We start from the raw sequence: 21845 nt of genomic DNA on the forward strand, positions 1-21845 counted from the left end.
CTTCGTCAGTTCTATCCACAACCTCAAAACAGTGTTTTGAGCAACCTGCGGCTAACTTCCTAGTTTGCTCTTTGATTTTTATTGAGTATAAGCAGGCAAATCACTTTTGAAGATAAAAAGAAGCAAGCCGAGATTGGCTTGCTTTTTGAGTTTACTTTTTACCTGACTTGTCCATATTCCAGAAGTCTGTCACGGCTCCGCGTGAAGCAGATGATACGATATGGGCGTATTTACCGAGGACACCACGGCTGTAAAGTGGTGGCAAGGTTGTTTCTGCCTTGCGTTTTTCAAGTTCTTCTTCGGATACGGCCATGGAAATTTCTTTGGTATCTTGGTCAACCGTAACGATATCGCCTGTACGGAGGTAGGCAATTGGTCCACCATCCTGAGCTTCAGGAGCGATATGTCCAACAACCAGACCATAAGTACCACCAGAGAAACGACCATCCGTCAAGAGGGCAACCTTGTCTCCTTGACCTTTACCGACGATCATTGATGAAAGTGACAGCATCTCAGGCATACCAGGACCACCCTTAGGTCCAACGAAACGAACAACGACTACATCGCCATCGACGATTTCATCTGTCAGAACAGCCTGGATAGCATCTTCTTCTGAGTCAAAGACCTTAGCTGGTCCAACGTGACGACGCACTTTAACACCTGATACCTTAGCAACAGCACCGTCAGGGGCAAGGTTCCCGTTCAAGATGATAAGCGGACCATCTGCACGTTTTGGATTTTCAAGTGGCATAATGACTTTTTGACCTGGAGTGAGGTCTGCAAAGTCAGCTAAGTTCTCAGCAACAGTCTTACCAGTACATGTGATACGATCTCCGTGAAGGAATCCATTTGCCAAGAGATATCTCATAACCGCAGGGACACCACCGACTTCGTAGAGGTCTTGGAAAACATACTGACCAGATGGTTTTAAGTCGGCCAAGTGAGGCACACGCTCTTGGATCGTATTAAAGTCCTCAAGTGACAAGTCAACATTGGCAGCATGGGCAATGGCAAGCAAGTGAAGAGTGGCGTTTGTAGAACCACCGAGAGCCATAGTCACAGTAATGGCATCTTCAAAGGCTTCACGAGTCAAGATATCTGATGGTTTGAGACCAAGTTCCAACATCTTAACAACAGCACGTCCTGCTGCTTCGATGTCTTCTTTCTTGTCAGCTGATTCAGCTGGGTGAGAGGATGAACCTGGCAAACTCATACCGAGAACTTCAATAGCTGTCGCCATGGTATTAGCAGTGTACATACCACCACAACCACCAGGGCCAGGGCAGGCATTACATTCAAGACGTTTCACATCCTCAGCCGTCATGTCACCGTGATTCCATTTTCCGATACCTTCAAAAACAGAAACCAAGTCGATGTCTTTGCCATCAAGATTTCCCGGTGCAATGGTTCCACCATAGGCGAAAATAGCTGGGATATCCATATTAGCAATAGCAATCATAGAACCAGGCATGTTCTTGTCACAGCCACCGATAGCGACAAAGGCATCGACGTTGTGACCACCCATCGCCGCCTCGATAGAGTCCGCGATGATATCACGAGATGTCAAAGAGAAACGCATACCAGGCGTTCCCATAGCAATCCCGTCCGCTACAGTGATAGTCCCAAACTGCACAGGCCAAGCACCTGCTGATTTGACACCCTCTTTAGCCAATTTCCCGAAATCATGCAAGTGAATGTTACATGGTGTATTTTCCGCCCAGGTCGAAATAACCCCTACAATCGGTGTTTCAAAGTCCTTATCTGTCATACCAGTCGCACGAAGCATGGCACGGTTTGGTGATTTTACCATGCTGTCATAAATGCTACTGCGGTGACGTTTATCTAATTCAGTCATTTGTTCCCTCCCATTTCAGTTTTTACTATTATAGCACATTTTAAAAGTAATGAACAGAAGAAAATTCTTGAATTTTCAGAAAATTCTATACATATATAAACATTTTAAATTAAAAACAACAAAGCGGATCAGGGCACTTTCTGATTACCAGAATATGCTTTTAATCCGCTTGCTTTAAATAACGTAATGTAATTTTTACAGAAGTTCTTTCAGATAAGTGTATTTAACATCTATCTTGCATTATAAAACTCTAGAACTTTCTCTTTTATATTCGATTCACTCAAACCATACTCATTAAGAAGATAATCCATTTTCCCTACTTGACCGAATCTTTCTTGAACACCCATCCGATGAATTTTTGTTATTCCATCATCAGAGAATAATTCACATAAAGCACTGCCAATTCCACCTATCTGATTGTGGTTTTCTACAGTAAATATAGTTTTTCCACTTAATATTGTTTTTATCTGTTCTGGTATCGGTTTGATTCTAAATAAATCTATCACACCTACTGAATAACCTAATTTAGACAGTTCATCCGCAACTCGAATGCTTGGAGCAACCATTATGCCAGAAGCAACTATTACAACATCTTCACCGTGTCTTAACTCAATGTAGCCTTTAGAAAAATCTTCTCCACCTTGATATACAGCCTCTGGAGCTTTTCTAATTGTTCGAATATATTTTAGTCCTTTTAAGTATAATGTCTGGTTCAAGATTTCACGAAATTGGATATCATCAGTTGCTTCGAAAATGATTGATTTAGGAATTAAACGTAACAATCCAATTTCTTCAAATGGCATATGTGTCCCACCATTCATTTCTGCAGTTACTCCTGCATCTGATCCAATCACAGTGGCATCCAATTGTGCGTATCCAAGAGAAATAAATAATTGATCAAATACTCTTCGTGAAGCAAAAGGGCCAAATGTATGAAGATAAGGTCTAAACCCCTGAATAGATAAACCTGCTGCAAGCCCGACCATTTCTGCTTCCATGATTCCAACATTCACATAACGGTCTCCAAAGTCCTTTTCAAGATTATTAGTAGCCATCGAACTTGACAAATCTGCTTCTAAAACTACTATATCAGAATAACTTTGGTTAGCCTCTAGAAGGAAATCTCTATACACATGTCGTAATTCTTTCGTACTTCTCATCATTCTGTTTCCTCCAATTCCTGACTTAATCTTTCTACAACTGAAGTTAACATTTGTCTCTCCTCTACAGTAGGGCGAAGATGATGATTGGATTTCATTTCTTCCAGCTCTCGAACTCCTTGACCTTTAATAGTGTCTAATACAATACACTTAGGGGATGAATTATTTGACTGTTTTAATTGGATAATCCCTTCATAAATTTCTCTAATATCTGAACCATTGACCCTAATGGATTCAAATCCAAATGCTGAGAATTTTTCTACAAAATCACCTGGATTACAAATATCCTTTGTAAAACCATCTAATTGTTTTTTGTTATCGTCTACAAATACAATTAAATTAGATAACTGTTGATGAGAAGCAAACTGTATAGCCTCCCAACATTGTCCCTCATTTAACTCACCATCTCCAACAATAGCATAGGTATAAAAGGGACTTTTTCTTATTCTCTGACCATATGCAAGTCCGGTTGCAACACTAATTCCCTGTCCTAAAGAGCCAGTTGTCATATCTATGCCCGGCGTTAGATTTCTATCAGGATGAGACGGTAATTTGGTTCTATTTGTATTTAAAGAATGTAAGAATTCTTTGTCAAAGAAACCATTCAAATAGAGTGTGCTGTACAAAGCTGGTCCAGCATGTCCCTTGGATAAAACAAAATAATCTCTATCTCGTGACGCAAATATTTCTGGAGTCATCGGCATTATTTCACCATAAAGCACTGCTAAAACTTCTACTATAGACAGACTCCCTCCATAATGGCCGAATCCAAGATGATTCAATGTTCTAAGAGTATTTAATCGGATTTTTGTTGCAAATTTTCTTAACTCATCTTCTCTATTTTCACTTAAAATCATCCCTTATTCCTCCTTTGCAGATGGCTTTTTAATAAAGGATACTCCAAACATAACTGCTAGAATAAGAACAAGACCAATAACAATGCCTGCTTGTGAGCCAAATTGATTCAACATTCCTAAAATAATTCCTGATAGACCAAAATCTGCATCTGAGAAAGTTGACCCTTGGAAACCAAGTCCTCCCAAAACTGGCATTAAAAAGACTGGAAGAAAACTAATTAAAATACCTTGTAAAAATGCTCCAATAGTGGCTCCACGAACACCACCAGATGCATTCCCAATGACACCTGCAGTCGCTCCACAGAAGAAATGAGGCACAACGCCTGGTAAGATGACAACCGTTCCTGAAGCAATCATAATTGCCATACTTACTAAACCACCAACAAAACTAGAGATAAATCCAATTAGGACTGCATTAGGTGCATAAGTATAAACAATCGGACAATCCAAAGCAGGTTTTGAATTAGGTACAAGACGCTCTGAAATACCTTTAAAGGCTGGAACAATTTCACCCAAAATAAGGCGAACACCTGCTAAAATAACAAATACACCTGCTGCAAATTGACCTGCTAATTGTAAAGCATAAACTAGACCACTTGTACCATTACTGATTTCTTTTTCTATATATTCTGACCCTGCAAAGATAGCTACAATAATGTAAATAACTGCCATAGATAAAGTAATGCTAACAGTACTATCACGTAAAAAAGCTAAACTCTTTGGAAATTTAATGTCCTCTGTTGATTTTGATTTGTCACCGATAAGGCTACCAGTAAAACCACTCAACCAATATCCCAAAGAACTGAAATGACCTAAAGCCACCTTGTCATTTCCAGTTAATTGAACCATATATTTTTGCACAAATGCTGGGGAAATACTCATAATAATACCGAGCGCTAATCCACCTAGTAAGATAAGAGGCAAACTTGTAAAGCCAGCAACTGATAAAATGACCGCAATCATACACGCCATATATAGAGTGTGGTGCCCTGTTAAAAAGATATATTTGAATCGAGTAAAACGAGCAATTAAGATATTGAATACCATACCTGCAAACATAATCATTGCAGTAGCTGAGCCATATGTGGTTAAAGCTACAGCTACAATTGCTTCATTATTCGGTACAACTCCAGATAAATGAAAAGCATGTTCAAACATGGTACCAAATGGATTCAAAGAATTTTGTACAATTCCTGCACCACCAGATACAACTAAGAAACCAACAAAGGTCTTAATTCCACCTTTAATAATATCAGGTAATTTCTTCTTCTGAAGAACTAATCCTAAGATTGCAATTAAAGCTACTAAAATAGCTGGTGTACTAACAATATCCAATATGAACTTCATCATGACGCTAGCCTCCTAAATAAGTCCTTTTTCTTCACAAAGTTTAGTAATTAATTCTCGTAGTTCATCCATATCAATAATACTATTTAAGATACGAACATCTCCAAGATGACTAGCTGAATCAGCTAGATCACGACCCACAATCCAAATATCAGCTGCATTTGGATCTGCTCCACCTAAATCATAGTGTTCAACTTCTACATCTGAAACATTCAAATCACTCAATACAGATTCAATATTCATCTGTACCATAAAACTTGAACCTAATCCTGAACCACAAGCTGTACCAATTCTTAACATTATCTAATCCTCCTGTTTAATTATCATTTCAATGTCATCATAGTTTTTTGATGATATTAAAGTTTGAACATGATTTTTATCTCTTAAAATTGTTGTTAAATGTGACAAAGCCTTTAAATGACTCTCATTATCAATGGCTGCAATACAAATCAACAATCTTACCTCCTGTTCTGGATTATCCAATAAATAAATCGGTTCTTCCAAAACTAACATTGACATTCCTATTTCATTCACACCTTCATCTGGCCGAGCGTGAGGAATTGCTACTCCCTTCCCTAAATTAATAAAAGGCCCAAACTCTTCTACTTTTTGAATCATTGCCTCAGGGTAGTTCTCAGTTATCTTATGTTGATCCAAAAGCGGTTTAGCTGCTAAACGAATTGCCTCCTTCCATCCTAATTTTTCCGAACTAACCTGATAAGTTTCTTTTGTAATTAATTCTTCTAACAATGGTAACACTTCCTTTCTGTTCATTTCTTGATAGAGATACCTCTTTAATGCTAATTTTAACTCTAATTCTTGTGTGATTACACTATATCGTCTTACTATGCTAATTATCTGATTAAGCTCAATATCTCGATAACCTGTATCTGGGAAATCTTTTGATACCAATTCAACTAACTGTGTTGTTTGTTCTTCCGTCATCATAACAGAAACTAGATAATTTGGCTTCTCTGTATCCACCTTTATAGTAGAAAAAACCATATCATAGTCACTACTAGTTTTCGCATATAAATCATCAATCTTTGAGGTTCCTATAAACTCAATTTGAGGGAATAATGCTAATAGATTCTCTTTTATCATCAATGAAGAACTAATTCCATTAGGACAGATAATTGCTGCTTTATAACATTTTTGAGGCAAATTGTCTGCTTTCTTTAAATATCCTCCAAAATGGATAACAAAATATGCTGTTTCACTATCAGGTATGGGCTTGTCAATAGCGTCCATCAAGGGAGTCAAAGAATCTTTTACTAGTTCAAATAAATCAGGATAATGTTCTTTAACATGCAACACATATTCATTTGAGCTAGGTAAGCCGAACTTTAATCTATAGTAAGCCGGTATAAGGTGGCGGCGAAGATTTTCTCTCAATACTTCTCTTTGTTTAAAATGTAACAAAGAAATATCTTCCATTCTACTTATAATAGCCTCTGTTAATTGATTAAAGTAAACCGGAGCAACATCTACTTCACCTTCAAAGCAACTTGATAATAAAACTGTGACATAGCGATAATCATCCTCTGAAAATACCGTATCTATAATTCCCAAATCAACTACTGTATCTAATAAAATAGTCGTTATATCTTGAATAATAGGAGATACTAATGTCTCTGAAAGACATACTCTTTCAACATCCCTTTGATACCTACATATAATGAATACTAAACCGAAAAGGCAAACTTTTAATTGATTAACAATAGGTACTATCTGTAGCTTTTCATAATAATCTTTAACTACCTGATCAATCAAATCATAAGTTAATGAATACCCCCAACTGGATAAAACATAATCCAACCCCCAAATCCCTATGGAGGATTCCAGCAACTCACTAACCATTTGAAAAGCTAAACGGTGCTTATTCCACTCTGAACCGTGTAAAGTATAACCTTTTGCTCTACTGTACCCTAGCTCCAAATCATTATCTAACATAATCTTTCTTAATGATTGAATATCAGATAAGGTTGTATTCTTACTTACTTTCAAAAAGTCTTGGTAATGATTATTCGATATAAAATCTAATCGGCAAAAAGTGTAAAGATAGATTAATGCTAAGCGAGTCGACTTTGGTAAAACCAATTCATCCGACTTAATAATATCTGTCAAAGACTGCTTCGTACGATTTGATAAACTATAGCGACCTTGTTTTTTATCCAGCACTATCCCTTTATTAGCTAGATAAGGCACTAAATAATCTATTCCTTCTTTGACTTCCTTTATAGGTAAGCTCACCTTAACAGATAATTCATATAATGATAGCTCACAATGATCCATCAAAGTCATCAAAATAACTAGTGCTCTATAATCAAACATTTCTCTTCCTTTCTAACTACAATTATAGTGTAAAAGTTATAAGAATAAAAGAGTATTTCAGCACAATATAATCTCACCTCCTACAAGTAATTATTGGGCTGAAACTTTTTAGTGATTATTTGTCAACTTTCTATTAATTTTTAAAAACAAAATGATATCATTTAGATATCAAATAACAGAGGTATTCTTATGACTGAAAAACTAATCAATTCAAAACCAAATGGTGTATTAGCATTGATTCTCATTGAGTTGACAATCGTACTTAGTATCTTTATATTTATAATGGGTGTTGGTTCGGAAAACATTTTTGGAATTATTATCGGACCTTTACTAATCGTAATTGCAGCGCTAACTCATGCTGGTTTAAAAGTTGTCAAACCTCATGAGGTTCTGGTTCTGACACTCTTTGGTAACCATACAGGTACCATCAAAGAACCTGGCTTTTACTTTGTCAATTCCTTCAGCGTAGCAGTCAACCCTGCAAACCACACTCGACTTGGACAAAGTGGTGACGTTAGCACGAAATCTCCTTTTTTAGGAGCTAAATCATCAAATGACAATGACTGCTTAGGAAATCCTTGAAGCACGTATCACTTACCTTGCTTATGCTCCAGAAGTTACTACCATTATGCCCGTAAGATGATTGTAGATGGTGCTGTAGGAATGGTTGAAATGGCACTAGAACGGCTCAATGAAGAGGAATTGGTAGAGCTTGACGAAGAACGAAAAGCTGCTATGGCTTCAAATCTCCTAGTCGTCCTCTGTGGCAATCATGATGCACAACCAATTGTCAACACAGGAAGTCTTTACTAAAGATGGTTGAAGCTAAAAAAAAAAAGCAGATCCCCCTTCGACTCTCAACAAAGTTATACGCTGCACTCGCATCATGGGCAGAAGATGACTTTCGTTCAATCAATGGGCAAATCGAATATCTCCTTACAGAATGTGTCAAACAACGGAAGAAAGACGGAAAATACGTATCAGAAACCATTGACGAATCATTTGAGATTGATATTTAACACCTTCTCCTGTCTGCTAGGTCTGACAGGAGAATTTTTTCATCTTTTTTTGTCAAGTAACTTTACTTTACAAAAAAAATGTGTTATCCTAGTATGGTTGATGAAAATCAGTAGATTGAATCGAATATAAATACCTAAAGGAGAAATCAAAATGGCAGTACCTGCACGTCGCACTTCAAAAGCGAAGAAAAACAAACGTCGTACACACTACAAAGTAACAGCTCCATCTGTAAACTTTGACGAAACTACTGGAGATTACTCACGTTCTCACCGTGTATCACTTAAAGGATACTACAAAGGACGTAAAATCGCTAAAGCTGCATCAGCTGAATAATAGAAGGGAGATACCATGCGCGTAAATATTACACTTGAACACAAAGAATCTGGTGAACGCTTGTACCTTACTTCTAAAAACAAACGTAACACTCCAGACCGTCTTCAATTGAAGAAATACTCACCAAAACTTCGCAAACACGTTGTGTTTACAGAAGTTAAGTAAGCATTCAATACGAATCAATACAGAAGAAAAACGCTTGATCAGCGTTTTTTCTTTTTGTTAATTTCACTACATTGTAATAAAAATCAACCGAATGACTACATTTTTGACTACATTTTTTGTGAAATAAATTATATGTTCGGATATATAAAAGAGACAACAGGGTCAAATCTGTTGTCTTTTTCGTTATATCAATGTTTAGATGTCGGATACCTGTTTCTCAGTGACCTAGGTAATAGCTGTTCTGCTTCTCCCTCGTTAAATGTTTGCTCTTCTTCAACTTGTAAAGCTTTTTGAGCTTTTCTATAAGCACTTAGACTTGTCTTAGGTCTATTTTTATAAACACTAGCAGTCTCTTTAGTCAGCTCATCTCTTCTATCTCTAATTTCCTCTATCGTAAAATTATCAAAGTCAACTAATAAAGATATATATTTTTCTCTAATTTCCCATAAAGTATCTGCTGACTTTCTTAAAGCGATCACCTTACCGTCATTATCTGTTTTAAGATTGTAAGTAGATAAACATAATAAAATGATACCCGCTATTGCAGAAAAAAACTTCCACCACACATTATGACCAAACAAAGATGAAAGTGCGGGGCTAACTGTTATTGCAGACGAAATAATAGATATTACTTGTCGAAATTTCGCCCACCATAATATACGAGCTATTTCTTTTTCATCTGTAGTAAAACTATATACTAACTTGGCGTGTTGTTCAACGACTTGCTGCCATAACTTTTGATACATAATATTTTCACTCATAAAAAATCCTCCAAAGGCACATCTATTTTCCCATAAATTTTCACTCTACCTTGATGTACTCCGTATACTTCTACATAATGATTGCCTTTGAAATTAATAGGTTCAACGATCTTATATGTCCTTTTTACAATTTGACCTCTGATTGCATTTCTACTATTGGCTATCGCTCCAACATTTCTAACCTTCCAATACCAATAAATACCAGGAGTATCTTTAACTGAAAAAATTATTTTTGAGTTAGGTTTTATTGGGATTCTAAATTTATGTGAAATGCTACCTTTCCTAAAACCATTGATCTCTAAACTTGATTGGATTTCAATAGTCTTTTCTATAGCAATATCCCATCCCATTTCATCTGCAAATTGCTCAGTATCTATAGCAGTACCTATTGGTTCTCTAGTGCTACGGTTTGATATTGAAACTCTGTCAGTTTGGAAAGCTTTTCCAGATAACAGTTTTGGAAAGTTTTTTCCAAAGACTTTGCTCCAATACTCTTCTGATTTCTGATTATCCCTACAGAAAACAATGGCTGCTTCGCAATTCCTTAGAGCACTCTCTGCCTTATGTTTTATAGCAGTGTCAATCTCAATGCTGTAGCTTCCATCTAGTGAGAGTAGAATATTATTATTTTCGATAAAATTTATTACATACCTGAAAAAATCGCGCGACATCCAATCAAAATATACATATCCAGTCTTAGATTCATCCCAAGTTTCAAAAAATTTATAGCTTAATGAATCTATGGCAATTCCATGCAATCCAACATCGTTTGCATCGTTCCATGCACGTAACATACGACAAAATTTTTTAACAGCATAATTATATTGTTTATTCTGGTCCGTTAATTTATATTGTTCTAGTTTAGGGTCTGTCTCTTCCCAACTACCACCGTCATTAGCATTGGGATATTCATACTTATCTGTACCAGATAATTTAAAAGCTGGTAATACCTCAAAGCGAATGCCGTCAGAGAATTCGATGCTAACAATCTGTCCATCTCCCTTAATAATCGAATTCGAATAGTGCTTCAATAATTTGCTTTTCAGATCCTGAAGCAAGGCACTCTGACCGTTTCCGCTATACTTACCAAATCGATCTTTTTGATTTTCTGGAAGCTCTACAAGTAAGTCTATATCGCTCAAATGTATCGCCGTCCCCCGTCCATATGAACCTACCAATATACTATGTAAAACTTCAGAATTTATATTCCAATAAGCTTTGTTAATTATTTTAGTAATTACTTTTACTCTATTGCTTATAGTATTTACATCATCTTCAGAAGTCCTCAAGTTTTTTTCAAACGCTTTAAAATGTTCAATTACATCAAATTCTAACATCTGCACCTCTATTTTATAGTCACTCTGCTTCAAAAAGCTTATAATCTCGTAACATCTTTAATGTAATAATACTACTAAATGTTTATTTTGTCAATATGTTGTGCTTTTCAAAATAAAAAAACACAATATATTGTGTTTGTTTGTAGAAGATACACAAAAACACTCTAATTTGAATGTAATGATCAGCGTTTTTTTCTTTTGTTAATTTCAGTACATTGCAACAAAAATCAACCGAATGACTACATTTTTGACTATATTTTTTGTGAAATAAATTAGAGGTTCGAATATATAGAAAAATCCAAAATCCCTTGCAAGCTATACTTACAAGGGACTTGTGTGTTATTCTTGTACTTCTTTCTGGGCGGCCTTGCCTTGGTCTAGAAGGGCTTGAACGATTTTCTCATCGCGTAGTTTGACAGAATCGTTGATCATTTCTGCGGACTTGACGATGGTTGTTTCTAGTTGGGCACGTTTCTGACGTCCCAACTCAATTGCTGCGACGATACCTTGGTTTTGAGCGACCAGACTTTCAGCCAGTTTTGTAACAGACTCAACAGCGACTGTCGGGCTTTGTGCAATTCTCTCCATCTGCGGAATCACTTCCTTGCTGGTTTCAGCTAGCATCTGAAGGGCAGCATTATTGGCATTGACAATGGCATCTGCCACGACACCTGATTTCATTGATTGTTGCAAAATACCAAGTTGGGCAATAGAAAGCTTCATTGTTGGAATCGTATTACGACGAAGCATGCCCAATTTTTGGCGCATATCAGATGACACCTTCACAAGATTACGCATCTGAGGTGTTGTTGCCCAGGCCACATAGAGACGGCTGACATACTCTGTATGTTGTTGTTCGAGTGTATTGACCACTTCTGCCATACGGGCCAATTCTTGAGACTTGGTCTGGTATTCTACCGTACTTGTATCAAGTTGGTCAGCTTGGGCCTTTAGTTCGGCAGCACGATTGCCAGCTTCTGTCTGGCTGGCTTCGATAAAGGAAATCACTCCCACTAGATTTTCAATGGATTTGGTATTGTCCTCAATCAACATCTCAGCAGAGACGATATTTCGAGCTAGCACATCTTCTTGCTTGACCACTGCGGCAGCCATACCATCGAGCTTTTGCTCCACTGTTTTTGAGTCAAAGTAAAATTCCTGTAAGGTATTCTTGCTCTTGTTAAACAATCGTTGCAAAAAGTTTGGCTTCTCTTCTAACTCAGCAATTTCAGCGTTCTTGTATTTGACTACAAAGCCTTGCAACTCACGGTTGGTGTTCTTGAGTAGATCATCCACTTGGGGAATCTGCAGTTTCTTTTGTTCTGACAAGATACGATTGACCGTATTATTCACACCTTCGACAGCAGATTGTCCAAAATCCAAAAGAGCATTTTGATTGGTGACAAACTGGTCTACTAACTGGGGCACGTGCGCCTTGATTCCTTCTTGCTGCTCAGGGCTCAACTTTTCAAGGAAGGTCAAGGTCTTGTCTGAGCCAGTATTTGTCTCGATGATTTGGGTTGTTTTATCCACCTTAGCTACCGTATTATTGGCAATCTGGTCAATATCAAAATTAAATTCTGTCATGGTTACTCCTTTGTTTCTAACCTATTCTTTACGATCTTTTTCTAGGATACGCAGACTGATATCAAAATCACGCATATCTGTTTCATTGAGTTCTCTCAGGACTTGGTCCAGCTCAAGGTCAAATTGTTCGATAGCTGCTTTAGCTTGTTGCAAACGTTCTTCGGCTCGATTATAGTTTTTAGGATTGGCCTTAATCTTTAAATAGCCTTCTAAAATCGTTTGGAATTTCTCCATCTTCAAACTATGAATGGCAGTCAATTCTTCCTTATCCCCCTCAGCAGAGGTAGCAATCTTGTCTAAAATGGCCTGATGATCAATAGCAATATTGGCCAAGGTCTGGGATAATTCTGGAGCTAATTCCTCTGGCTCCGCATTCTCAAGATCTACCTGACTTTCCCTATCCAAACGTTCTAGCTGAACATCGATAGTTGCCCTTACTGTACGAACCTTTTTGTCAATACGGTTGTAAACATCAGCATCGATATAGGACTTGAGACGATCCGCCTCCTGATGGATTTCCCGTAGTTCGATCAATACTTGATTGGCCAGACTCTTATAGGACTCTGAGCCTTTTTCTACTAAAGTTCCCTCCAATTGCTGAATATCCTTGTCCGCCTGACGAATCCGAGCTTTTAAAAGCTCAATCCGATCATCGAGAGAACGATCCTGCAAAAGAGGATAGCGCCAACGTTTATAGAGACGATAACCACCATATCCTAGTAGGACACAAGCCGCAAGTGGGAGAGCATATTGAACCAAAAGGCCCAGTAAGAACAAGAAGCCCCAAAAATAGAGACAACCTTTCCAAAAACCATTACCCGATTTCATAAACATTCCTTATTTTCAATTTATAAGTCTATTTTAGCACAAAAGACAAAAATGAGGGCGGAAATCCCTAGAAAAGAGTTGATTTCTTTGCTGTAGAATGGAACTTGCTAGCGCGTGGGCTAATGTCAGTGAAGCGGACTCAAACCACAAACACACTCTGATGAATATCAAAACAAAAGCTTGAAATATCGGAGGGGTTGTGTTAGAATGAAAGCATAAAGGGAAAATAATGCTTCTAGCATATATAACTAAAAAACCCCACCGTGCCACCGATGGGGTTTTTTGCTACCCTCTAAAAGGGTTAAATGCTACTTGCTACGTCTCTTTATCCATAGCTTGAAAAGCTCAGATAGTACGTTAACAAGTAACGGAGCTAGAAAAAGGGAAAGTAACTCTAGCATACATAACACCTCCCTTCATTAAACTGAGGAGGCCAAAATATTATATCATCAATATCGCGTCATTCTTGGAATAGATAGACTTAGATACATAAATAACCTTACTAGCAAATCTCTGAACAAACCCAGAAATCAACGTTTTAAGACAAAGCAAAAAGCCCATAGATTCGTAGCTAAGGGCTGATTGACTTGCAAGGATAGGCAGGACTGTCGGGGCTCCTGCATTTCTCGACCCACTATACGTGGCGCGTTGGTGACAGATTCTCAACCTCTATCCTTCATATCTTCATTATATCACTTTTTTCTCAACTTTCAATTCGTGTGCCTATCTTTTCTCTAGTGTCCTTCAACCATATTGCACTTCCGCCTCACTCATGATTTCCAGCAAAGTTTTCCCTTTAATCTGTAAAGAAATTAACTCATCGAAAGAAGATGCTCTATATTCGTTGTCCGCAACAATAACAACAATGTCATAAACAGAATTAGGAAAAATACCACATACTTGACCCTTATAATCAAAAGAAGCGTCCCAACCATTGTCATACAATGCTCGTAAATCATCAAATATCGCCATAATATATCTTGATTCTCCTATATAAGATATTCCATAACTTATCCAAAGCCATACGAAAACTTATCTGGCAATTCTTTTCCTAACTTAATACTTTTAGTCAAAGTATCTTTGACAAATGAAGTAAATTGCCCTAAATCATCTCCAACATAGCTATATTCCAAAGTAATTTTATCGATAGTTGCAATACCTTTACAACCTCCACTCACAATAGAATACTGCCTTTTAGAGACTCCATCTTCTATTTTGTACATCGTAATAATTTGTTTATCAATCTTTATCATTTTATATTTATTGTAAAATAAGGCACTGGAACTATTCTTGACTCTCAAAAATATAATTGCAACAAGGTATCAAAATCGTCTTTGAAAACATTTTGACTATTTTGCTTTATTTGCTCAATGATTTTATCCTTTTTATCTCTGTCCAAAGGGAGTGTTTCAAACGCTTCTTCTTTTACTAAAAATTCACCATTTTCTCCCTGGAATTCTTTTGTAATTTTTCTAATATAGCTCTCGAAATCGATAGATTGAAGCTCTTCGTCGTTTATGTTATCTTCAATCGCATCTAGTAACAAACTAATTGAAATTTTAATCATCTTTAAATACCTTTATTTTCTATTAGCCTTATTTCCAAAAAGCCAAATATAAATAGATTGCTTATAATTTCCTGTCTGAGAAAAAATCTCTCCAAAAAGGATTTTCACTATCAAAAATTTCAACCTCTTCTTCAGTCATATTATAAGGATAGTCCTCAAATAAGTTGTAAATTTTTTTCCGATCAAAGCTCAATAGATGTTCTCCTATAGAATCTATTTTATCAATCCACCATATTTTTGACTCTTCAGTCTCTTTGTAAAAATCACTGTATCCTTCAAGAAAAGATTCTGCTGTAACGGAGTCACATATCCCATCTAGCAACTCTAAATCATCGCATTCATTCTCATTAAAATCTGTCATTATTCTGACTTTTCCTATCATTTCTTATATGTCTTTTATTAAAAAGACTAGATTCTTACTACAATTTCTAATTGATCCGTTAAGCTTCGCTATCCAATCTCCTAAATACCGCCTCTTTATTCATCAAGTCATCCTCTGTGTAATCGATTGTAAAAGTATCTAAACTAAAGATAGATTTAGGTGGAGTTGAACAAATCATAGGAACACTACGCACCCTATACTCTTTTTCTCCGATTCTTACAAAATGATTGATTTTCAAATCTGAAAAATCAGGATTCTCAACAGTAATCGAAACAAGACGATTCGCAATTTTATAAACAGCACATATCTTATTTTTCGTGTTTAACTTATCCATAATTTTTATTTCAATACTTATGGTCTGAGTAATCAAAACCAATTTTAGATTTGATACTATCAAATAAATCTAAAATGGATTGTGGAGTGTCATTCTTAAATGATACAGAAGGTTTATCTTGGTCTGGATAAACTTGGTCAATCCACTTATGAATTTGATTATAAAAAATCAACAGCTCTTTGCTTGGTGGTATCATCATATCTAAAACGAAACCTCCTTTACTTTAAATTCATTATAAACTTTCCTATCCTAATATTCAATCAACAAGATACCATTACAATAGCTTTTTAGCTTCTTTTCTACTTCGTCAGTGGTCAAGCTGCTACTCCTTTATGATATAATTAGTTTAAAGAGAAGTGATGTAGAAATGATAGTGTCGCTACGCAACTTCATAGTATGAGATGACGGGACAGGCACACCGTCCACTACTCTTGAGCGCTTAGATTTTTCTAAGTGCTTTTTTTTGCATTTTCTCGGCGTTCGCTCTTGGTTCAAGTCCATTCTCCATACTATTTGATAAGGAATTAAGGCAAGTTATTGCTTTGCTTATCTGCTTATCATTTTGTAAACATCAAATTTAAAATGATAGACTTTTAAACTTCTCTAATTTCCTCAATACCCAAACAATAAAACACTAGCAACTCGTTTAAACACACGTTTCAAACATGCTGGTGTACCTGATATTAGTTTCCACGGTTTCCGACACACTCACGCTACAATCATGCTATACGCTGGCATAGAAGCCAAAGACTTACAATACAGATTAGGTCACTCTAATATCTCTATGACTTTAAACACTTATGTCCATGCTACCAAAGAGGGAGCAAAAAAAGCCGTCTCAATCTTTGAATCGGCTATTAGTAATTTATAAATAATAAGGGTGTCCCATTTTGGGGCTACCCTCTTACTATACCTAAAATTAGTTAAGGGTAACTAAAAGGGTAGTAAAAACAAAAAAAGCACTAAGGGAAAGCGCCCCAAAGTGCTTAATATCAAGGCTTTACAGCCTATCTTATTTAATAAAATATTACAACATTTTGTTGTAGAATTCAACGACAAGTGCTTCGTTGATTTCTGGGTTGATTTCGTCGCGTTCTGGCAAGCGAGTCAATGAACCTTCCAATTTTTCAGCGTCGAATGATACGAATGCTGGACGTCCAAGAGTAGCTTCTACTGCTTCAAGGATAGCTGGAACTTTCAATGATTTTTCACGAACTGAGATCACTTGACCTGGAGTTACGCGGTATGATGGGATATCAACGCGTTTTCCGTCAACAAGGATGTGACCGTGGTTTACGAATTGACGAGCTTGACGACGAGTAGTCGCAAGACCAAGACGGTAAACAACGTTATCCAAACGACGTTCCAAAAGAAGCATGAAGTTGAAACCTAAGATTCCGCCTTTAATTTTTGTAGCTTGTACGAACAAGTTACGGAATTGTTTTTCACCTACACCGTAAGTGAAACGAAGTTTTTGTTTTTCAGCCAATTGCAAACCGTATTCTGACAATTTAGAACGGTTGTTTGGTCCGTGTTGTCCTGGTACGTAGTTACGACGTGCCAATTCTTTACCTGTACCTGTAAGTGAAAGGCCAAGGCGACGAGCTTGTTTCCAAGATGGTCCTGTATAACGTGACATGTGAATGTCCTCCTGATATAAATAATATTTCGGTGGAAATAGTCACTTAGAAAGCCCTGATTCGTGCAGATGCCCTTCGCCTAAACAGCCAAGGTTACTTATCATAAGACACCTGTTGACGAGCTTCATGCTTTCCTGCTGATATTTCGCACAAAATCCATTCTACCATGAATGGCTGGATTTGTAAAGGGGTTTTAAGCTTTATTTTCATTGCCAGAAAGGTTTAGAACGAGGGTAAAGGTGCTTCCTAGACCGTACTGGCTGCTGACTGTAATTTCTCCACCCAATTGATGGGCCAATTCACGCGCAATCGCAAGCCCTAAGCCATGACCACCTGTTTTCATGTTACGCGAAGTCTCTACACGATAAAGGCGTTTGAAAATATTCTCCAAATCCTCTGGGGCAATCCCCTGTCCCTCATCTGTCACACTGATTGAAAGACGGCTATTTTCCAGCTTAGCCACCACTTCCAGCTTGGTTCCTGGAGCTGAGTATTTAAAAGCGTTATTGACCAGATTAACCAAGATACGAGAAAGTTTGGCATAATCTCCCTCAATCCGGGCAGACTCTGGAATTACCTGCAAATGGACATCTCGCTCTTCCTGCTCAATCAAGAACTGAAATTCACTCATGCACTCAATCAAGAGCTGGTCCAGAAAAATGCTGTCTTTGCTGGTCGTTTCGACCTGATTTCTAGCTGTGTTTAGAGTCAAAAAATTCAACTCCTCAACCAGTTTATTGAGTCTTTCTGTCTGGCGTCCAATGGTTGCTAGATAATGGTCCTGTTCTCCTTCCTTGATAACCCCATCCAAAATCCCTTCTACCGTCGCTTGGATCGAAGTGATAGGGGTCTTGATATCATGCGACAGCTGGGCAATCATCAAACCCTTTTCTCGCTCGCTTTCTTCCAAGGAATCAAAGGTGGCCTGCAAATCATGGGACATTTCATTGAAAGCTTGGCCTAATTGTTGAAATTCTACAGGGCCTTGAACCTCCAGACTTGATGGAAAGTCCTTGTCCGCTACCCGCTTGGCATGTTCCTTGAGTTTGCCCAATGAAGTAAAGACAGGCGACAAGAGAAAGAGACTAATCCCAGCACCGACAAGGCTGGCAACGATGGTCATTCCAAGCAGAAAGTAAATCTCGCTTTTCTCAATCAGCATTTTTTGAACAGCCCAAAAAACCACGATAATCGTTAGGAGTGTTGAAATGATATACCCCACTAAAATATAACTTTTTAATTTCATTGACTACCTCGTGCTTTCTCAATTTTGTAGCCCAAGCCCCAGACGGTTTTGATGGTCGGTGTTTCTGCACTAGCATGTTTAGCCAACTCCTGTCGAAGAGCATGAATATGAACGTTCAAGGTATTGGTATCATCCACATAGTCTTCCTGCCAGACTTTTTCATAGAGGTCTGTCTTAGAGAAAACGCGCTCTGGATTACTAGCTAAAAGCCATAGAAGTTCGAAGGATTTGACGGTCAAATCCAGCGCCACATCTCCGACTTGGACCTCATGACTACCGTGATTCATCCGTAAATCCCCGAGACTGACGACTTCTGTCTCACCTCCACGATGAAGGCGACGTAAGATATTATGGACACGCAAAACCAGCTCACGAGGGCTAAAGGGCTTGGCAATAAAGTCATCTGCCCCCAGGCTTAGGCCGTAAATCTTGTCCTGCTCGCTAGTCTTAGCCGTGATAAAGAGAAAAGGCTGATCCGGAGATTGATACTGGACCTCGCTAATCAAATCATAACCATCCATCTGAGGCATCATGATATCTGTAATAATCAAATCAATCGCTTTTCGCTTGAAGATTTCTAAGGCCTCTACTCCATCATGAGCCACCAAAACCTGATATCCTGCCTGAACCAGATAGCGTTGATGAATATCTGTGATTTCTACCTCGTCGTCAACGAGTAAAATTGTCTTTCCCATCTGTCTCTCCTTTGAAAAAAACAGTGCTATACCACAATAGTATAACACTATTTTTATCTCTTTACGAACATTCTAAACGATATCTGGATTTTTCATATCCTAGATAGAAAGTCTGTAGCTAGACTAGTCATTTTCCTCTTTTTTAGCTTTCAAACCGAGTCCACCTAGCAGGCCGGCCAAGGCGAGTCCAAAGAATCCAATAGTAGCCATTGATGTTTGGGCTTCACCAGTATATGGAAGCATGTCTTTTTGGTCTTTCATTTGATCAGCCATCATTGGACTTGATACCTTGTTAGTAGATGCCATCTTGCCTTCATCAGACATTTTGCTTGAGGTTAGCATAGGCTGGCTAGCATTCATGGTTTTGTCCTGCTCTTTGTTAGGCATCATCTTATCCTGACTAGCAGCTGGCATTTTAGATTTCATCTCATCCTGATTGGCACTTGGCATTTGAGCGTTCATCTTAGACGCATCTTGATGACTATTCATCATTGGAGCCGGCATAGCTGAACCATTAGAAGATGGGACGAAACCTGATTGCATCTGAGTAAGAGACTGATGTCCATTCAAGTTTACTGTCAAATCCTTAGTCGCTACGAGATTAGTCAAATCGGCCTTGCCGTCCTTCGCACCATAAACCTTGATAGTTGCCTTGTAGCTGTGAGTTCCATTTTGTTTCAACAAGTCAAGAAGCTCTTTATCTGATTTGCCTTGAGTCCCTGCCAAATCTACTTCGTAGAAGTAGAGGCCTTTGCCTAATTTTTCTACTGGTGGAAGAGCAGGATTTTTAGCTGAGCCGTTGTCTGACCATGGAGCCTTGTCTGAGGCCTTCAAGATAAGGCGAGTCAACATACCGTCACCAGCGAAAAATTCGTATGGGATGACTTGGTTGACGCCGGCTGTGAACGGACCTGGGAAGTTAGCTTTGTCCAAGTAAGTGGCTGGGACGTCTACTGTGTCTTTGGTATTGTCAGCCACACCTTTTTGGACTTCGGCTGGGGTAGTCAAGCCGTTCAAGTTGACATCCAAATCCTTAGTCGCTACGAGGTTGCTCAAATCAGCCTTGCCGTCTTTCGCACCGTACACCTTGATAGTTGCCTTGTAACTTTGAGTGCCATTTTGTTTCAAGAGGTCAAGCAAATCTTTGTCTGATTTACCTTGAGTTCCTGCCAAATCTACTTCGTAGAAGTAGAGGCCTTTGCCTAATTTCTCTACTGGTGGAAGAGCAGGATTTTTGGCTGAACCGTTATCTGACCATGGGGCCTTGTCGGAAGCTTTCAAGATAAGGCGAGTCAACATACCGTCACCAGCGAAGAATTCATATGGGATAACTTGGTTAACACCGGCTGTGAATGGGCCAGGGAAGTTCGCTTTGTCCAAGTAAGAGGCTGGAACATCCACTGTGTCTTTAGTATTGTCGGCCACACCTTTTTGCACTTCAGCTGGAGTGGTTAAGCCATTCAAATTGACATCCAAATCTTTTGTTGCTACGAGATTAGTCAAATCAGCCTTACCGTCTTTGGCACCGTATACCTTGATAGTGGCTTTATAACTTTGTGTACCATTTTGTTTCAAGAGGTCAAGAAGATCTTTATCTGATTTGCCTTGAGTTCCTGCCAAGTCTACTTCATAGAAGTAAAGACCTTTGCCTAAGTTTTCTACTGGTGGAAGGGCGGGATTTTTGGCTGAACCGTTATCTGACCATGGGGCCTTGTCTGAATCCTTCAAGATAAGACGAGTCAACATACCGTCACCGGCGAAGAATTCGTAAGGAATGACTTGGTTAACACCGGCTGTGAATGGGCCTGGGAAATTGGCTTTATCCAAGTAAGTAGCTGGAACATCTACTGTGTCTTTGGTATTGTCAGCCACGCCTTTTTGCACTTCAGCTGGGGTAGTTGCTGGTTGCGCTTCATTTGCTTCACGGTCTTGTCCGGAAACTGTAGGAGCAGGATTTGTCGCAGGTTTAACCGCATCTTCTGTTTCTTTCTTAGATTCTGGTTTTGCTTGCACTTCTTCTTTTGGCGCTACCACTTGATCTTTATCAGCTACATTCACTTTTTCTGGAGAGCTTGTAGTATCCAAGCTTGCTTTAGGTGTTGAGTCTGCCTTCTCTGAAGGAAGAGCTGTATCGACTGCTTCTTTGAGAACTCCTACTGGTAAGTCACTCTTTTCACTCACCGAAGTCGCATCTGGTACGACTTGAGCAGGGGTCGGATTGACCACATCGGCACGTACAGAACTTGGTTGACCAACTAGGACAAAGAAGCCACTGGCTACAACAACTGAGGCAACACCGACACTAAGACGGCGAATAGACCAACGAGTATATCTTTGATTTGGATTGAATTTCATAGGATTCTCCTTAGAGTTTTTCTTTATTTGATGACTCTAGTA

The 21845-nt window shown here is 38.3% G+C and carries 23 protein-coding genes and 2 pseudogenes; 5 read left to right on the forward strand and 20 right to left on the reverse strand.

All coding sequences use genetic code 11. From position 1 onward, the window contains the following. Positions 1-151: 151 nt before the first annotated feature. From ilvD to ADG81_RS06365, 6 genes are all read right to left on the reverse strand, one after another. A complete protein-coding gene (gene ilvD / locus ADG81_RS06340) occupies positions 152-1855 on the reverse strand; it encodes a dihydroxy-acid dehydratase (protein ID WP_000137346.1) in 1704 nt (567 codons plus the stop codon). A gap of 230 nt (positions 1856-2085) precedes the next feature. Continuing rightward, positions 2086-3018 (reverse strand): transketolase family protein, encoded by a 933-nt coding sequence (locus ADG81_RS06345; protein WP_049500498.1) that lies wholly within the window; start codon positions 3016-3018, stop codon positions 2086-2088. Next, complete coding sequence (locus tag ADG81_RS06350; protein ID WP_049551241.1) at positions 3015-3872, reverse strand: transketolase; 858 nt, start codon at positions 3870-3872, stop codon at positions 3015-3017. The genes ADG81_RS06345 and ADG81_RS06350 overlap by 4 nt, the downstream gene beginning before the upstream one ends. A gap of 3 nt (positions 3873-3875) precedes the next feature. Next, entirely contained in the window at positions 3876-5222 is a 1347-nt protein-coding gene (locus ADG81_RS06355; protein WP_000975289.1) for a PTS ascorbate transporter subunit IIC, read from the reverse strand. A 12-nt stretch (positions 5223-5234) separates the two neighbouring features. Further along, positions 5235-5519 (reverse strand): PTS sugar transporter subunit IIB, encoded by a 285-nt coding sequence (locus ADG81_RS06360; protein WP_023947577.1) that lies wholly within the window; start codon positions 5517-5519, stop codon positions 5235-5237. A 3-nt stretch (positions 5520-5522) separates the two neighbouring features. Next, positions 5523-7553, reverse strand: coding sequence for a BglG family transcription antiterminator (locus ADG81_RS06365; RefSeq protein ID WP_023947575.1), 2031 nt, complete (start codon positions 7551-7553; stop codon positions 5523-5525). A 189-nt stretch (positions 7554-7742) separates the two neighbouring features. On the opposite strand from ADG81_RS06365, the pseudogene ADG81_RS10070 reads away from it, so the two are divergent. The 4 genes and pseudogenes from ADG81_RS10070 to rpmG all read left to right on the forward strand — a co-directional run bounded on the left by ADG81_RS10070 (position 7743) and on the right by rpmG (position 9071). After that, a pseudogene (locus tag ADG81_RS10070) lies at positions 7743-8366 on the forward strand (hypothetical protein). A gap of 2 nt (positions 8367-8368) precedes the next feature. Continuing rightward, positions 8369-8572 carry a PTS ascorbate transporter subunit IIC gene (locus ADG81_RS06375; RefSeq protein WP_049551243.1) on the forward strand — a complete coding sequence of 68 codons (204 nt, stop codon included), beginning with the start codon at positions 8369-8371 and terminating at the stop codon, positions 8570-8572. Positions 8573-8723: 151 nt separating this feature from the next. Then, on the forward strand, positions 8724-8906 hold the full coding sequence (rpmF, locus tag ADG81_RS06380) for a 50S ribosomal protein L32 (RefSeq protein ID WP_000290417.1): 183 nt from the start codon (positions 8724-8726) through the stop codon (positions 8904-8906). Between the two features lie 15 nt (positions 8907-8921). Then, positions 8922-9071, forward strand: coding sequence for a 50S ribosomal protein L33 (gene rpmG, locus ADG81_RS06385; protein ID WP_001265622.1), 150 nt, complete (start codon positions 8922-8924; stop codon positions 9069-9071). A gap of 188 nt (positions 9072-9259) precedes the next feature. Here the strand turns inward: rpmG and ADG81_RS06390 are convergent, their stop codons facing one another. The 10 genes from ADG81_RS06390 to ADG81_RS06435 all read right to left on the reverse strand — a co-directional run bounded on the left by ADG81_RS06390 (position 9260) and on the right by ADG81_RS06435 (position 16066). Beyond that, positions 9260-9832 carry an SLATT domain-containing protein gene (locus ADG81_RS06390; RefSeq protein ID WP_049551244.1) on the reverse strand — a complete coding sequence of 191 codons (573 nt, stop codon included), beginning with the start codon at positions 9830-9832 and terminating at the stop codon, positions 9260-9262. After that, complete coding sequence (locus ADG81_RS09120) at positions 9829-11169, reverse strand: SMODS domain-containing nucleotidyltransferase (RefSeq protein ID WP_053091017.1); 1341 nt, start codon at positions 11167-11169, stop codon at positions 9829-9831. The genes ADG81_RS06390 and ADG81_RS09120 overlap by 4 nt, the downstream gene beginning before the upstream one ends. 339 nt (positions 11170-11508) lie before the next feature. Beyond that, the gene (locus tag ADG81_RS06400; RefSeq protein WP_033685330.1) at positions 11509-12756 is read right to left on the reverse strand and encodes a toxic anion resistance protein; all 1248 of its coding nucleotides are present in this window, start codon (positions 12754-12756) and stop codon (positions 11509-11511) included. A gap of 21 nt (positions 12757-12777) precedes the next feature. Then, positions 12778-13584, reverse strand: a complete 807-nt coding sequence (locus tag ADG81_RS06405) for a hypothetical protein (RefSeq protein ID WP_049551245.1) — start codon at positions 13582-13584, stop codon at positions 12778-12780. A gap of 744 nt (positions 13585-14328) precedes the next feature. Next, a complete protein-coding gene (locus tag ADG81_RS06410) occupies positions 14329-14556 on the reverse strand; it encodes a hypothetical protein (RefSeq protein ID WP_049551246.1) in 228 nt (75 codons plus the stop codon). A 38-nt stretch (positions 14557-14594) separates the two neighbouring features. Then, on the reverse strand, positions 14595-14837 hold the full coding sequence (locus ADG81_RS09865) for a hypothetical protein (RefSeq protein WP_049521330.1): 243 nt from the start codon (positions 14835-14837) through the stop codon (positions 14595-14597). A 44-nt stretch (positions 14838-14881) separates the two neighbouring features. Next, positions 14882-15151: a hypothetical protein gene (locus ADG81_RS06420; protein WP_000590877.1), complete on the reverse strand. Its 270-nt coding sequence runs from the start codon at positions 15149-15151 to the stop codon at positions 14882-14884. 61 nt (positions 15152-15212) lie between these two features. Then, the gene (locus ADG81_RS06425) at positions 15213-15512 is read right to left on the reverse strand and encodes a DUF7675 family protein (protein ID WP_049521329.1); all 300 of its coding nucleotides are present in this window, start codon (positions 15510-15512) and stop codon (positions 15213-15215) included. Positions 15513-15591: 79 nt separating this feature from the next. Further along, on the reverse strand, positions 15592-15867 hold the full coding sequence (locus tag ADG81_RS06430) for a hypothetical protein (RefSeq protein ID WP_080978055.1): 276 nt from the start codon (positions 15865-15867) through the stop codon (positions 15592-15594). 10 nt (positions 15868-15877) lie between these two features. Beyond that, a complete protein-coding gene (locus tag ADG81_RS06435; protein ID WP_080978056.1) occupies positions 15878-16066 on the reverse strand; it encodes a hypothetical protein in 189 nt (62 codons plus the stop codon). 435 nt (positions 16067-16501) lie between these two features. On the opposite strand from ADG81_RS06435, the pseudogene ADG81_RS09475 reads away from it, so the two are divergent. Continuing rightward, positions 16502-16738: pseudogene (locus ADG81_RS09475) on the forward strand (tyrosine-type recombinase/integrase); the annotation flags it as partial. A 156-nt stretch (positions 16739-16894) separates the two neighbouring features. On the opposite strand, the gene rpsD reads toward ADG81_RS09475, so the two are convergent. The 4 genes from rpsD to ADG81_RS06455 form a co-directional block, all read right to left on the reverse strand. Further along, positions 16895-17506 (reverse strand): 30S ribosomal protein S4, encoded by a 612-nt coding sequence (gene rpsD, locus ADG81_RS06440; RefSeq protein ID WP_000092756.1) that lies wholly within the window; start codon positions 17504-17506, stop codon positions 16895-16897. Positions 17507-17700: 194 nt separating this feature from the next. Beyond that, the gene (locus ADG81_RS06445; protein WP_049551247.1) at positions 17701-18753 is read right to left on the reverse strand and encodes a HAMP domain-containing sensor histidine kinase; all 1053 of its coding nucleotides are present in this window, start codon (positions 18751-18753) and stop codon (positions 17701-17703) included. Continuing rightward, positions 18750-19448, reverse strand: coding sequence for a response regulator transcription factor (locus tag ADG81_RS06450; RefSeq protein WP_049551248.1), 699 nt, complete (start codon positions 19446-19448; stop codon positions 18750-18752). The genes ADG81_RS06445 and ADG81_RS06450 overlap by 4 nt, the downstream gene beginning before the upstream one ends. A gap of 123 nt (positions 19449-19571) precedes the next feature. Then, a complete protein-coding gene (locus ADG81_RS06455) occupies positions 19572-21803 on the reverse strand; it encodes an SSURE domain-containing protein (RefSeq protein WP_049551249.1) in 2232 nt (743 codons plus the stop codon). Positions 21804-21845 lie beyond the last annotated feature (42 nt).

Origin of the sequence: Streptococcus pseudopneumoniae (assembly GCF_001070815.1) — a bacterium.
In the GTDB taxonomy this organism is placed as follows: Bacteria; Bacillota; Bacilli; order Lactobacillales; family Streptococcaceae; genus Streptococcus; species Streptococcus pseudopneumoniae_P.

Coding starts and splice junctions, on each gene's coding strand:
- ilvD (WP_000137346.1), bottom strand. CDS start 1,855: ATGACTGAATTAGATAAACGTCACCGCAGTAGCATTTATGACAGCATG.
- ADG81_RS06345 (WP_049500498.1), bottom strand. CDS start 3,018: ATGATGAGAAGTACGAAAGAATTACGACATGTGTATAGAGATTTCCTT.
- ADG81_RS06350 (WP_049551241.1), bottom strand. CDS start 3,872: ATGATTTTAAGTGAAAATAGAGAAGATGAGTTAAGAAAATTTGCAACA.
- ADG81_RS06355 (WP_000975289.1), bottom strand. CDS start 5,222: ATGATGAAGTTCATATTGGATATTGTTAGTACACCAGCTATTTTAGTA.
- ADG81_RS06360 (WP_023947577.1), bottom strand. CDS start 5,519: ATGTTAAGAATTGGTACAGCTTGTGGTTCAGGATTAGGTTCAAGTTTT.
- ADG81_RS06365 (WP_023947575.1), bottom strand. CDS start 7,553: ATGTTTGATTATAGAGCACTAGTTATTTTGATGACTTTGATGGATCAT.
- ADG81_RS06375 (WP_049551243.1), top strand. CDS start 8,369: ATGGTTGAAGCTAAAAAAAAAAAGCAGATCCCCCTTCGACTCTCAACA.
- rpmF (WP_000290417.1), top strand. CDS start 8,724: ATGGCAGTACCTGCACGTCGCACTTCAAAAGCGAAGAAAAACAAACGT.
- rpmG (WP_001265622.1), top strand. CDS start 8,922: ATGCGCGTAAATATTACACTTGAACACAAAGAATCTGGTGAACGCTTG.
- ADG81_RS06390 (WP_049551244.1), bottom strand. CDS start 9,832: ATGAGTGAAAATATTATGTATCAAAAGTTATGGCAGCAAGTCGTTGAA.
- ADG81_RS09120 (WP_053091017.1), bottom strand. CDS start 11,169: ATGTTAGAATTTGATGTAATTGAACATTTTAAAGCGTTTGAAAAAAAC.
- ADG81_RS06400 (WP_033685330.1), bottom strand. CDS start 12,756: ATGACAGAATTTAATTTTGATATTGACCAGATTGCCAATAATACGGTA.
- ADG81_RS06405 (WP_049551245.1), bottom strand. CDS start 13,584: ATGAAATCGGGTAATGGTTTTTGGAAAGGTTGTCTCTATTTTTGGGGC.
- ADG81_RS06410 (WP_049551246.1), bottom strand. CDS start 14,556: ATGGCGATATTTGATGATTTACGAGCATTGTATGACAATGGTTGGGAC.
- ADG81_RS09865 (WP_049521330.1), bottom strand. CDS start 14,837: ATGATAAAGATTGATAAACAAATTATTACGATGTACAAAATAGAAGAT.
- ADG81_RS06420 (WP_000590877.1), bottom strand. CDS start 15,151: ATGATTAAAATTTCAATTAGTTTGTTACTAGATGCGATTGAAGATAAC.
- ADG81_RS06425 (WP_049521329.1), bottom strand. CDS start 15,512: ATGACAGATTTTAATGAGAATGAATGCGATGATTTAGAGTTGCTAGAT.
- ADG81_RS06430 (WP_080978055.1), bottom strand. CDS start 15,867: ATGGATAAGTTAAACACGAAAAATAAGATATGTGCTGTTTATAAAATT.
- ADG81_RS06435 (WP_080978056.1), bottom strand. CDS start 16,066: ATGATGATACCACCAAGCAAAGAGCTGTTGATTTTTTATAATCAAATT.
- rpsD (WP_000092756.1), bottom strand. CDS start 17,506: ATGTCACGTTATACAGGACCATCTTGGAAACAAGCTCGTCGCCTTGGC.
- ADG81_RS06445 (WP_049551247.1), bottom strand. CDS start 18,753: ATGAAATTAAAAAGTTATATTTTAGTGGGGTATATCATTTCAACACTC.
- ADG81_RS06450 (WP_049551248.1), bottom strand. CDS start 19,448: ATGGGAAAGACAATTTTACTCGTTGACGACGAGGTAGAAATCACAGAT.
- ADG81_RS06455 (WP_049551249.1), bottom strand. CDS start 21,803: ATGAAATTCAATCCAAATCAAAGATATACTCGTTGGTCTATTCGCCGT.